Annotated in this window: 8 protein-coding genes; 1 reads left to right on the top strand and 7 read right to left on the bottom strand. The window is 56.4% G+C overall.

Annotated elements, in window-relative coordinates; translation table 11 throughout:
• Window positions 1–304: 304 nt before the first annotated feature.
• From amoB to QEN43_RS13700, 5 genes are all read right to left on the bottom strand, one after another.
• Window positions 305–1,549: a bacterial ammonia monooxygenase, subunit AmoB gene (amoB, locus tag QEN43_RS13720; protein ID WP_026609852.1), complete on the bottom strand. Its 1,245-nt coding sequence runs from the start codon at window positions 1,547–1,549 to the stop codon at window positions 305–307.
• A 110-nt stretch (window positions 1,550–1,659) separates the two neighbouring features.
• The gene (gene amoA, locus QEN43_RS13715) at window positions 1,660–2,403 is read right to left on the bottom strand and encodes a bacterial ammonia monooxygenase, subunit AmoA (protein ID WP_026609851.1); all 744 of its coding nucleotides are present in this window, start codon (window positions 2,401–2,403) and stop codon (window positions 1,660–1,662) included.
• Window positions 2,404–2,541: 138 nt separating this feature from the next.
• On the bottom strand, window positions 2,542–3,330 hold the full coding sequence (gene amoC / locus QEN43_RS13710; RefSeq protein ID WP_026609850.1) for a bacterial ammonia monooxygenase, subunit AmoC: 789 nt from the start codon (window positions 3,328–3,330) through the stop codon (window positions 2,542–2,544).
• A 502-nt stretch (window positions 3,331–3,832) separates the two neighbouring features.
• Complete coding sequence (locus QEN43_RS13705; protein WP_317963313.1) at window positions 3,833–5,029, bottom strand: acetate/propionate family kinase; 1,197 nt, start codon at window positions 5,027–5,029, stop codon at window positions 3,833–3,835.
• Window positions 5,030–5,096: 67 nt separating this feature from the next.
• Window positions 5,097–7,475, bottom strand: a complete 2,379-nt coding sequence (locus QEN43_RS13700) for a phosphoketolase family protein (RefSeq protein WP_026611001.1) — start codon at window positions 7,473–7,475, stop codon at window positions 5,097–5,099.
• A 440-nt stretch (window positions 7,476–7,915) separates the two neighbouring features.
• Here QEN43_RS13700 and QEN43_RS13695 point away from each other — a divergent pair, with 440 nt between their 5' ends.
• Window positions 7,916–9,397 carry a lipopolysaccharide biosynthesis protein gene (locus QEN43_RS13695; RefSeq protein ID WP_026611002.1) on the top strand — a complete coding sequence of 494 codons (1,482 nt, stop codon included), beginning with the start codon at window positions 7,916–7,918 and terminating at the stop codon, window positions 9,395–9,397.
• 33 nt (window positions 9,398–9,430) lie between these two features.
• On the opposite strand, the gene QEN43_RS13690 is transcribed toward QEN43_RS13695, so the two are convergent.
• Both QEN43_RS13690 and QEN43_RS13685 read right to left on the bottom strand, forming a co-directional pair.
• Window positions 9,431–10,153, bottom strand: coding sequence for a rhomboid family intramembrane serine protease (locus QEN43_RS13690; RefSeq protein ID WP_235726642.1), 723 nt, complete (start codon window positions 10,151–10,153; stop codon window positions 9,431–9,433).
• Between the two features lie 169 nt (window positions 10,154–10,322).
• Window positions 10,323–12,524, bottom strand: a complete 2,202-nt coding sequence (locus tag QEN43_RS13685; protein WP_317963312.1) for a primosomal protein N' — start codon at window positions 12,522–12,524, stop codon at window positions 10,323–10,325.
• Window positions 12,525–12,809 lie beyond the last annotated feature (285 nt).

Genomic DNA, 12,809 nt, shown 5'->3' with positions numbered 1-12,809 from the left:
CACCAGGGAAGGTACGAATCAACGGGCACCGTGACGGTGAGCTGATCCTCCGCATAACTATCTTGAACGGGAGACGACAGAAGGCACGTCTGCATGCCACTCGGGCGGTTCCGACGCTGAGCGGCGATGCTCAGCAACGCCCTAAAGACTCTAAATCCCTAAAAAAGCGGCGCGATTGAGCGGCCCAATTGACCGACAGGCGTCGTTTTGCCCATAAAAAAGCCCCCCTTCTTGAGGAAGGAGGGCTTTAGTGTGTCGACCGTCGGTCGTGTAACCAGGGGCACCTCGACGGCGCCCCTTGAGATTACATGAAGGACGGGATCAACGGAGCGTCGATCTGGACGATCTGACGACCACCCTGATCGTCGAAGAAGAACAACAGACCAGCAAAACGGCTGTCCGGGTCATAGATAATGTCCGACAGACGGTACACTTCCCACGCCGCGTCGCTCGCGGTCACTTCAACCGTCCGCGTCTCACCCGGCTGGATCGGGCTGTTGTCGCTCACTTCCAAACCGTCATCGGCCAGCAGGTCTTCCGGATAACCCGTCGTGTCTTTGTACACGTCCGCATCCAGGAACCGCACCGACGCCGTGTAGAATTCACCCAACCGCACCGGCTTGTCGCCATTGTTGGTGATCGTGAGCTTCATCCGCATCGCACGGCCAGGTACCCGATAGCTCGCATCGTTTACCTTCACCGCAACCGTCGCCTTCGGCTCCTCAATCGGCTGAATGCCTCTCAACGTACCTGCCTGCAACGGAATCGTAATCGGGTACTTGCTGTTCGCGCTCGACATCGCGAAGATGACGATCAAAATCGTCGCCGCCGCAAAGCCCATCGCGACCTTCTTGTCACCCGCCGAAATCAGCTCGTTCGCACGACCCGCTTCGACCATCAGGTAACGCGGCAGGAACGCCGGACGACGTACCCAGTACACCACCCAGGCAATACCAATCGCATACCAGAAGACATGCCAGAAGTAGGTGTTGCCTTCGTTGTAAGTCTCCAGGTCCACCGTCTGACCCGTCAGCGTGGTCACCGGGTTCTTGAATTCGCTCATCGACCCTTCAATCGTGATCCATTTACCCGGACCAATGATCGGACCACCACCTTCAACGTTCATCATGGTGTGCACGTGCCAGTCACCCGGACGACGCGCCTTCAACACCACCTTGAAGTCGTACGTCTTGCCGATCTCCAAACGCACCGAACGCGGCACCAACTGACCGCCAATGTACGACGCCTTACGGATAAATACCGGACCCGGAATACCCACGTTCAAGAATGCCGTATCCGGCTCCGCTACCGTCTCCGGCCAGCCTTCAAACACGTGGAATTTACCCGTGATCTCCACCTCTTCATTGACCTTCACCTTCTCTTTCGACCAGTTCAGGTCATACCAGTGGATCGTCCGCATGCGCATGAACGCCGCCTGCGATTTCTCACCGTGGGCCGATGCACTCGGCGCATAAAAGCTGGTCGCCGCAAACGTCGCCAGCAAACCGACCATGGACCACTTGGCGATCCTGTCTTTGATTAGTTTCATAGGCTTCTTCCTCTCTCGAGTCTGTTCTGTTATCCCCGTCCTCCAGAGCCCACCCTTACGCGCGCTCCCGAGAACGGTGCTTTTCGCTTGTACGTTCCGTTTCGGCCCAATTAGGTCTGCTTCAAGAACCGAACGGTCGAGAACCAACGGCCCACAAAGTGCCACATGAAGTAAATCAGAATGGACATGAAGGCCGAGAAGAACGCCGACACCGGCGCTACGTCTTTACCGAAGGTTCTCAGGGTACCTTTTTCAACCATACGGATGTACTCGGGGGTACCCGTACGGACATAGTGGTAACCCTGAATGTCGGCAATCGACATCAGCATCCCGTTGTATTCCACCGGCACGTGCAGCGGGGCAATCATCGGCCAGTTACTCGGGTAGAAAATCAAACCCCAAGCCAAACCGCCCACAATCGCCGTGAACAGATAGCTGCCCGACAGCATCAGGAAGGTGTCCAGCAAAATCGCACCCGGAACCAACAGCGCCGGGAAAACAAAGTTGATCGGGAAGTAGGTCCAACCCCAGAAGTTGAAGTAACGGTTGACCCATTCACCAAACAGCAGCGCCAATACCGCAATCGTCGCGCCCCACGGATTCCGGAACTTCTCCCAGGCCCACGCCTGAATCGCCGCCGGGAACGTGATCAACACAATCGGCGTCACCGTCACCCACAGACGACGGTCCTTCCAGTCCGCCCAGAAGTCCCAGTCACCCATCGTCAACATCGCGTGGATGTGATACGAACCACACACCACAAAGAAGAAAATGAAAAGCCCCAGGTAGTCAATCGTCCTGGAGACTTGCACTGCTTCGGCATGAGACCGAACCGCAGATTGAAGTGCGCTCATGAGTTACCTCCAAAAGTTCATTTATTGTCGTTCTCGATGACCGCCCGATCTCGGACAACCATCGCCACGTCCTCTGCCGGCCGCAGCGACCCGCGCCAAGATCTCTCTCAACGCCGGCCGCCGCAACCCTTCCCAAACTTATTTCGCGATCAGGCCTTGATCCACCGCTTCGCAGATCTCTTTGCCCATCAGGTTCGAGACGCTAGCAAAGATCTGCAACAGCACGCCCATGATCGCCAATGCCAGCCAGCCGAAGATCACGAAGCCGTAGTGCAAGGGCGCTACGAACAGCTCTTCCATAAACCAGAAGGTGTGACCCCACTCGTTCAGACCGACGTTCGGCAGAATCATGAACGGACCCGTCCACAAAATCAGGTACGCCAGCGACAAACCTTTGGTCGTCGTCTGGAAGTACGGCAGGCGGGTGTGCGCATACAAGAACGCACCACCACCCGTGATGATGTAGATCGGGTAGCTCAAGTAGAACTCAATAATGTGCGACGGCGTGAAGTCCGTATCGCGAACAATCGTCTGGTGCCAGGTGCCATCCTGCTCGGTGAAGTAGCTCGCACCCCAGTAAATGGCCCATGCATACGCAAACAGCCAAATCAGGTGCGTCATGTTCCGGCGCAGTTCTTCCCGCGGAGCCAGTGCCGCCATGTTGCGGTCACGCGTCTTCCACAGATAGCCCCACAGAATCGAGGCCGTCACCACTTCCAACACGATCTCCGTGTACAGGAAGTTCATCCAGTACGTCTCGAATTCCGGTGCAAACGAGTCCAGACCAGCCGACCAGCCATAGACCCCTTCATACCACCGAACCCACAGATAAAAGACCGTGTACAGCAGAAACGCAAAGGTCAGCCACTTCACATCCAACAGAGGCTTGTCTTGCGCCTCTACTCCACCAACAGTTGTTGCAGCCATAGGTTTACCTCCAATTTAAGTCATACTCGCGATGCGTCTCCGCATCGCCACCTCAACTCGCTTCCCTGCTTGTCTTCTTTATCCTCGCCGCGAGTCTTATTACCCCCTGCGACAATTTGCCCCACTCCCGGGGTGCGTTGCAGTCTATCACTCATTCATACCTTGTCAAGGCAAACATCAAAGGGTTTTCGGCGATTTCTAAGCATTTTTTCGCGGAGAAATTTGAGGCTGTGAGAAACCTCGGTGAGACAAGCGTAGGAACAGGAATCGAAGTACTTGGGGCCAGGACAAAAGACGCCTGGTCCGGAGAGAATCTTTAAGGAAAGCGATGATGAAGTCTGCGATTCAGAGAAGCGACCTGGGGCAACTGATAAGATATGCCTCATTCACCCCTTCCCCAGAGACAGGACTTACAGCGCTTCGTTAGCAAGGCCGACGTGGCTTTAAAGTGAGCTCAGCTGCCCCACCTCCATTGACGCACCGAGCCGGTTTTCTTTCGGGCCTATCCGTTGAATCCAGCAACGCGGGCATCCATGACTGCGGCGGCCTCGCGCGCGATCTCCAACTCCTCATCGGTTGGCACGATCAGAATTTTGGTCCGACTGTGGACGGCTTGCAGCTCTGCTGTCTCGTTCGGATCTACGGCATTTTTCCGTATATCGATCGCGATTCCGCAAGGCTCGAGACCAGAGCAAACCTTATAACGGATCGGCGCTGCGTGCTCGCCGATGCCGGCGGTGAAGATCAATGCATCAATGTTGCCGAGGATTGCCAAGTAGCCACCGATGTATTTCTTAATCGCGTAACAATACATTTCGACGGCCAAACAAGCGTCTCCATCACCTGCCGCGGCGAGCCGCAGAATTTCACGCATATCGTTCGCCCCGACCAACCCCTTGAGCCCCGAATTGCGGCTCAAGAGCCAGTCCAGATCGGCCGTCGAGCAAATGCCAGAGTTTATTAAATAGAGCAGGACGCCGGGGTCGATATCACCGCAGCGAGTACCCATAATTAGGCCGGCCAAAGGCGTCATGCCCATCGATGTATCCACGCTGCGGCCGCGCTTGATGGCGACGGCGCTCGCGCCGTTACCGAGGTGCAATGCAATGAAATTGCACGACTCGAGCGGTCGCCCGAGATAAGCGGCGGCTCGCTTCGCGACGTATGCGAAGGATGTTCCGTGAAATCCATACCGGCGGATACCATGATCCCGATAGAACGTGTCGGGCAGGGCGTAGCGATAGGCATGGGGCGGCATGGATAAGTGAAAAGCCGTGTCAAAAACGGCAACCTGGGGCACGCCGGGCCAAAGCTCCCGGCAAACTTCGATTCCCAGCAAATTCGGTGGATTCTGGAGGGGCGCAAGAGGAAAAGCCGCCCGAATAGCTTCTATGACCGCATCGTCGACGATGACGGCGGAGCGGAAGATCTCTCCGCCATGCACTACGCGGTGGCCGATGGCGTAAAGCTCGTTCGAATCCAACAACTCGCCCGACTCGCGAAGCTTGCGCATCACTTCGGCAATGGCTTGCCGGTGATCAGCGAAGCTTTCTTCGCCATTCCCGTCAGGCGGACCAACGGAAGACTCACCGATCCGTTCGATCACGCCCGACACGAGCACGCGCTCGACGTCCAGATCAAACAACCGATACTTTACGGACGAACTGCCGGAATTGAGGACCAAGACCTTCCTGTGCATGAACGCTCAGCCGTGGTGTACGCCTAAATCGGCGAAATCCCTTACGGGCCGCCTCGCCGTCGCTCGTTCAATAAGGCCAGGTCCAATTGGCGAACTCTGGCTTGTCCACGCCGTGCTCGTACGCGTAATTGCTGCATTCGATCTGCATATCGCGAAGCTTCTCCTTGACGTGAGCGCCTGCCACCAGCAGTCCCGGTACGCGATTGATCACGTCGATCGCGAGACTGAAGCGGTCGATTTCGTTCTCGATCGCTAACTCCAACGGAGTATTGATATTTCCTTTCTCTTTGTAGCCGCGCACGTGCAGATTCTTATGGTTGGTCCGCCGGTAAGCGAGGCGATGGATCAGCCACGGATACCCATGAAAGTTAAAAATAATCGGCTTATCCACGGTGAACAGGCTGTCGAAATCGCGGTCATTCAAGCCGTGGGGATGCTCGCTGGCAGGTTGCAGCTTGAACAAATCGACCACATTGATAAAACGGATCTTCAATGTCGGGAAATACTCCCGCAGAAGCGTGACGGCGGCCAGCGCTTCTCTCGTCGGTATGTCACCGCATCCCACCATGACCACATCAGGCTCGGAGCCTTGATCGTTGCTTGCCCAGTCCCAAATGCCGATTCCTTTGGTGCAATGCTTTATAGCGGCATCCATATCCAAGTACTGCAGATGTTTCTGCTTGTCCGAAACGATGACATTGATGTTGTAGGTACTCCTGAGGCAATGATCAGCCACGCACAGAAGCGTGTTGCTATCCGGCGGCAGATAAATACGGGTCACCTCGGGACTCTTATTGACCACAACATCTAGGAATCCTGGATCCTGGTGGGTGAAGCCGTTATGGTCCTGTCGCCAAACGGTCGAGGTAATTAGCAGGTTGAGGGACGAGACGGGGGCGCGCCAGGGGATGTCGTTGGCAATATCCAGCCATTTGGCGAACTGGTTGAACATGGAGTCGATGATATGGACGAACGCCTCGTAGGTGGAGAAGAATCCATGACGCCCCGTAAGCAGATAGCCTTCGAGCCATCCCTCCAACGTATGCTCGGACAATAGCTCCATGATACGTCCGTCCGGCGACAGCTCGCCGCCATCAGCGTCCTCCGGCAAGTAGTCGGCCATCCACGTTTTTTTGCTGGCCGCGTACACGTCGTCCAGTTTGTTCGAAGTCGTTTCGTCCGGGCCGAATACACGGAAGTTACCAGGATTCAGTCTCAATATGTCCCGCAAAAACCGCCCGAGTGGTCGCGTATTCTCCGACTCCACGGTAGCGGGCTTCGGCACATCGACGGCATAATCCCGAAAATCGGGCATTCGCAGAGCTTTCCGGAGCAAACCGCCGTTGGCGTGCGGATTGGCGCTCATGCGCCGATTCCCTTTGGGAGCCAGAGCTTTCAATTCGGGAACGAGGCGGCCGTTGGCGTCGAACAATTTCTCGGGTTCATAGCTTCGCATCCAGTCTTCGAGCATCCTGAGATGCTCTGGATTCTGCCCGACACCAGCGAGCGGCACTTGGTGCGAACGCCAGAAACCTTCTATTTTGTGGCCGTCGACCTCCTTGGGACCGGTCCATCCCTTCGGACTGCGTAACACAATCATGGGCCACCGAGGCCGTGTCAGGTTGCCGGCTTCACGGGCTTCCTTTTGAATGCGGCCGATTTCGAGCACGCAGTGTTCCAAAGTCGCGGCCATCGCTTGATGCATGGTCTCGGGATCGCTGCCTTCAACAAAATAGGGCGTCCATCCATATCCCTCAAACAGCCGTTCCAGCTCCTCGTGCGAAATACGCGCCAGAACTGTCGGGTTGTTGATTTTGTACCCGTTGAGATGGAGGATGGGCAGTACGGCACCGTCCCGAACCGGATTGAGGAATTTATTCGAATGCCAGGAGGCCGCAAGCGCGCCGGTTTCGGCCTCGCCGTCACCGACCACGACGGCAACCAAGAGATCGGGATTGTCGAATGCCGCACCGAAGGCATGCGACAGACTGTAGCCTAATTCCCCGCCTTCATGAATCGATCCGGGAGTTTCCGGCGTGCAGTGGCTGCCGATGCCCCCCGGAAACGAGAATTCCCTGAAGAACAGACGCATCCCGTCCTCGTCCTCATTTTTATTCGGATAGATCTCGGAATACGTGCCCTCGAGATAAACCGGGGCCAGCACGCCCGGCGCGCCGTGACCTGGACCAGCGATAAAAATCGCGTTGAGGTCGTACTTGTTGATGAGCCGGTTGAGATGAACATAGGCGAAACTCAAGCCCGGACTGGAACCCCAATGGCCGAGCAAGCGCTTCTTGACATGATCGAGCTTCAAAGGCTCCCTCAGCAGGGGATTGTCCTTCAGATAAATCATCCCGACCGCAAGGTAATTACATGCCCGCCAATAGGCATCGAGCTTTTGTAGTTCGTCGGCCCCGAGAGGATTTTCCGTGATGAATGACGCCATGGGCTATCTCCCCTGTTTTGTTAACTGATGAACTCAAGAGAAAGAGAAATGAGGCCGGCGATTTCGGCCTTCATCGTCGATTTCGTTACTCAAGCGCGAACCATATTTATTTTCGACAAGCTCAAGTCCTCACAATTTGGTGAATTCGTGCGAAAGACCAACACGCACCGACACGGCCGCCCACGAAACTATTAACCAGGCCCATAAAAACCCTCCTAATACTTACGGGCGGTCGCCTAGGCCAGTACACGCCCGGCCTGTGCCCGCGCGGCTTGTTGCCGCGCCGGGGGATCCCTGCCCCGGATTAACCCAGCCTAATTTACCGGGTTAATAGCCCCTCATGCGGCAGGACCTACCGGAAAATCGTGGTATGGGATTTTGGCCTCGCCTTGGACTCGCCATAAAATGACGGCCTCCCAACATCGCCGGCACGTCAGCTTTTGAACCCGCTCCGCAAGCTCGCTTCGCAAACCGCCGTCTACGGCCTAAGCAGCATCATTGGCAGATTCCTCAATTATCTGCTGGTTCCTCTTTATACCTATACGTTTCCAGCACGGGAGTACGGCATCGTCTCGGAGCTTTATGCCTATGCCGGCTTCTTCGCCGTACTCCTGGTCTTCGGCCTGGAAACGGGCTATTTCCGTTTCAGCAATCGTGAAGAGCTGCGCTCGGATACCGTGTATTCGACGGCGCTTGCGTTCTTGATATTGGCAAACCTGGCGTTCGTATCCGGCATCCTCATCTTTCTTGAACCGCTCGCCGCGCTGCTCCGCTATTCGGAACATCCAGAGTACCTGGTATGGTTCGGCGCGATTCTGGCTCTCGATTCGATCGCGGCCCTGCCGTTCGCCAGATTACGCGCGGAAAACCGGGCATGGCGTTTCGCCGGCATCAAACTGATCGAAATCGTTCTCGCCATAGGGCTGAATCTATTCTTCCTGGTTTATTGCAAAAAAGCCGCGGAAGTGTGGCCGAACTCGCCGATAGCGCGTCTTTACGACCCGGCCATCGGCGTAGGCTATATCTTCCTGGCCAATCTTGCAGCCAGCGCGTTCAAACTCTTGCTGCTCCTACCCCAACTCAAAGCGCTTCGGTACGGACTCGATTTTCGACTCTTGAAACGCTTGCTGGCTTATTCGCTGCCCATGGTCATCATCGGCTTTGCGGGAATGGTCAACGAAATGCTCGACCGCGCCATCTTGAAATTCCTGCTGCCCTACGACCCCGCAACCAATCTGCGCATGCTGGGCATCTATGGCGCGTGCTACAAGCTGTCGATCCTGATGACTCTTTTCATACAAGCCTTCCGGTATGCCGGCGAACCTTTCTTTTTCTCCTATGCCGGACGGGCCGACGCGAAGCATACCTATGCCGTGGTCATGAACTATTTCGTGATCTTCTGCGTATTCATCTTTTTGGTCGTGACCTTGTACATCGACCTGTTCCAGTACTTCATCGGTGCCGAATATCGGGAAGGACTCCATGTCGTGCCCATCCTGCTTTTGGCCAATCTGTTCCTCGGCATCTACGTCAATCTGTCGATCTGGTACAAACTGACGGACCGGACCCTGATGGGCGCCTGGGTCTCCCTAATCGGCGCGGCATTGACCATAGGATTGAACATCTGGTGGATTCCGATCCTGGGCTATGTCGGTTCGGCCTGGGCGACACTGGCGTGCTATGCAATGATGACCATCATATCCTATGCACTCGGCCAGTATTACTACCCCGTGCCTTATCCGGTGGGCAAGGTCGCAGGCTATCTCTTGATCGGACTATTGCTGTACGCGGGACACAAAGATCTAGTGGAGTCGTGCGGCTGGACCTCCTGGATCGTCGGCTCGGCGTGCCTGGGGTTTTATGTTCTGATCGTCGCCTTGGTCGATATACGGCCTTTGCTCCGAAGGCGCCAGCCGGCATGAAACGGGTCCCGGCACCGCGTCGACGGACAGCCCTCAGTAGCGGCCATAGGGTCCCGACGCGTGCCTGAGGTGCTGGGCCAGATAATCCGGGCGGTGCATCGGACCGATCAGCAACAGACCCGCTAGGAATCCGCCAATATGGGCCCAAAACGCCACCCCGCCGCCGGCCTCCTGCAAGGCCGGGAGTCCTCCTGCGATTTGGATGAAGAACCAGTACCCCAGCATGGCGATGGCGGGCAAAGACACCGTAGTGACATAGAAACCGAGGAAAATCAGCGTCACGATTCTGGCGTGGGGATAGAGCCTGGCGTATGCGCCCATGACGCCTCCGATCGCACCGGACGCACCGACCATAGGTATGGCCGCGGCTGGATCGCTAAAAATTTGAGCAAAAGCGGCAACCAGACCGCAGGCCAAGTAAAAAATAAGAAACCGCACAGGCCCCATGGCGTCTTCGACATTGTCACCGAAAACCCAAAGAAACCAAAGATTTCCGACGATATGAAACCAGCCGCCGTGGAGAAACATATGAGTCACCAGGGTCAGAATGGATGTTTTCCCGGTCAGCTCGCAGCCTAGGTTTTCGCCAAGCGGGATGACAGTTCCGGTGGGCACGAGATCGAAGAGTTCGCCCGGTATCAGGCCGTAGTTGCATAAGGACCACGCCAGCGGCTCCCCATTTCCCAAACCTTGAACAAAAACCCAACTGGCGATATTAAGGCCGATGATCACCATCGTCGCCACAGGTCGTCTCACAATCGGATTTTCGTCTCGTAGTGGGAACATAGCTTCCTCGCATGCTGGCTGAATGGTGCAGAAATATTGCGCGACGACGGAGCGCGCCGGTTACCTTTTTGTGCGCATCCTAACCGGAGCTCCACAGAAAGAAAACTTTTCCTTCTTGGGCAATGATCGAGATCGGCCGTCAATAAAGGTCGACAGGGTCGACGTCTATAGACCAACGGACTCGCCTGGCTTCGGCGAGTTCCGAAATCACTGGCAGCAGCGCCTCGATGAGCTCGTGCAGCACTTTTCGCTTGGAGGACTGAAACAGCAACTGATAACGCCGCCGTCCCGCCCGGCGTGCCATCGGCGCCGGAACAGGCCCCAGTACCGCCAGATCGGCCACTGACCGAGCACGCGCAAGCCCGGCCACACGCTCCAAGAAACGCATCGGAGCCTCGGCATCCGATGCCTCTGCTCGCCACAACGCCTGATAGGAGAAAGGAGGCAGATGAGCCGCCCGACGCTCCTCCGAACAGGCTTTCGCGAACCCGGAGTAACCGTCCCTGATCAACACTTGAAGCAAGGGATGGCCGGGATGCCGAGTCTGCAGCACGACGGTCCCCATTCGATCTTCGCGGCCGGCGCGGCCCGCCACTTGGGTAATCAACTGAGCCGTCCGTTCTTCGGAACGAAAGTCCGTACTGTAGAGCCCGGCATCTACATCGGTGATACCGACCAGCGTCACCTGCGGAAAATGGTGTCCTTTAGCCAGCATCTGAGTACCGACGAGAATATCCACCCGGCCATCCCGAATATCGTTCAGAATCGCTTCCAATCGCCCCTTGCGCCGGGTGCTGTCGCGGTCGATACGCGCCACGCGCGCATCTGGAAACAACTCGGCCAAAGCCTTCTCCACCCGTTCGGTCCCGAGCCCCAATGGGCGCAGATCCTCGCTACTGCAGCCGGCACAAACGCCGGGCAAAGACTGTTCGAATCCGCAATGATGACAACGCAGACGCCCGTCACCAGCATGAACGACCAGATTCGCATCGCAGCGGCGGCATCGGGCCACCCATCCGCAGTCGTGACAAATCAAGGTCGGCGCGAAACCGCGCCGATTAACGAACAACAGCGCCTGCTCGCCTCGGCTCAAGGTATCGCTGATATACGCGATCAGCGCCGGCGAAAGCCCTTCCCGCAAACGGTGCCCGCGGATGTCGAGCAGCCGAAAAACGGGCTGGACCGCTCCGCCGGCGCGACGCGCAAGCCGTAAGTGACGATAGCGCCCCTGCGAGACGTTAAAGAGGCTTTCCAAGGAAGGCGTGGCCGACCCCAACAGGACGGGAATGTTGAGCAGCCGCGCCCGCATGACGGCCACATCGCGCGCTGAGAAACGAAACCCGTCCTGCTGCTTGAACGATGTATCGTGCTCTTCATCCAGAATGATCATTCCCGGCGATTTCATCGGCGTGAACACAGCCGAACGCGTGCCCAGCAAGATACCGACCTCGCCCTGCTGCATCCGCAACCAGGCGCGACAACGTTCGGTTTCGGTGAGCCCGGAATGGAATATCGCGACGGGAACGGAAAAGCGGCTGCGAAAGCGCGCTTGCAGCTGCGGCGTCAAATTGATTTCCGGCAACAGAATCATGATCTGCTTGCCGCGCGCCAGGACTTCCTGCGTCAATTGCAGATAGACTTCGGTCTTGCCGCTGCCGGTGACGCCTTCTAGCAGAAAAGCGGCGTATGCGCCCATGGCGCCCCGAACCGATTCGATCGCATGCTGTTGATCCGCATTGAGCTGAAAAGGGGGAGGCACGAAAGCGCTGTCATCCCTTTCTTGCCCAGCCGGGCACTCACACCAGCACGCCAGACCTTTGCGAATGAGTCCGTCAGCCGCGCCGCGCCAATCCCAGTCGAGTTCTTTCAAAAGACTATGGGGAACACCATTCGGGTGCGCACGCAGCAGTTCGATCAATGCGGCTTGCCGCGGCGCTCTTTTGCATGCTTGCTCAGCAACGGAAAGATCGTCCGCAACCAAGCGCAAGAAGCGTTCATCGGCCAGTTCAGCCGCGCTGCCCTTGCGCAACAGAACGGTCAGCGCCGCCGCAACCACCTCCCCAATCGGATGGTGATAGTACTGGCTCGCCCAGCTGAGCAGCCTAAGGTCTTCCGCAGTCAGCAAAGGCGTGTCATCGAGTATCGCCCAAGCCGCTTTCAAACGCCCGGGATCGATGTCGGACTCTTCCGACACTGCCATCAAGATGCCGATCTTCCGGCGACGACCGAATGGAACCTCGACTCGTACCCCGCATCTCAAACGTCCAAAATCACAAGCAGGCGGTGGAAGATAGTCGAACAAACGGCGCAGAGGCACCGGCACAGCGATCTTCAGAATCATCGTCATGTTCGACTAAACGCTGCAAAACCCGGGTAAAATCGAAACCTCGACGCACGTAGTCTTAAAACGCAGACCTTGCTTATCCACAGTTTCTGTGGATAACTTTGTGGAATAGCTGTCCGGATGCTGCCGAAAATTGCATGGAGACTAGGTTTTCATTAAATTGTAAAAAATTTGACCAAACCTAAGTTTTGTTTATTAATCAAAGACTTACCAAGGTTCAGAAAAACCAATTCGCAGCAGAACGGATTCAAATTTTTTCTTGACAAGCAAATTGAATACACT

This window comes from Methylocaldum szegediense (assembly GCF_949769195.1).
Classification (GTDB): domain Bacteria; phylum Pseudomonadota; class Gammaproteobacteria; order Methylococcales; family Methylococcaceae; genus Methylocaldum; species Methylocaldum szegediense.
Note: the sequence above shows the minus strand (reverse complement) of the source record. Positions and strands in the feature narration are given on the sequence as shown.

Excerpts from the sequence above, each read along its gene's own strand:
- QEN43_RS13685 (WP_317963312.1), bottom strand. The coding sequence starts at position 12,524 with ATGATTCTGAAGATCGCTGTGCCGGTGCCTCTGCGCCGTTTGTTCGAC.
- amoB (WP_026609852.1), bottom strand. The coding sequence starts at position 1,549 with ATGAAACTAATCAAAGACAGGATCGCCAAGTGGTCCATGGTCGGTTTG.
- amoC (WP_026609850.1), bottom strand. The coding sequence starts at position 3,330 with ATGGCTGCAACAACTGTTGGTGGAGTAGAGGCGCAAGACAAGCCTCTG.
- QEN43_RS13700 (WP_026611001.1), bottom strand. The coding sequence starts at position 7,475 with ATGGCGTCATTCATCACGGAAAATCCTCTCGGGGCCGACGAACTACAA.
- amoA (WP_026609851.1), bottom strand. The coding sequence starts at position 2,403 with ATGAGCGCACTTCAATCTGCGGTTCGGTCTCATGCCGAAGCAGTGCAA.
- QEN43_RS13705 (WP_317963313.1), bottom strand. The coding sequence starts at position 5,029 with ATGCACAGGAAGGTCTTGGTCCTCAATTCCGGCAGTTCGTCCGTAAAG.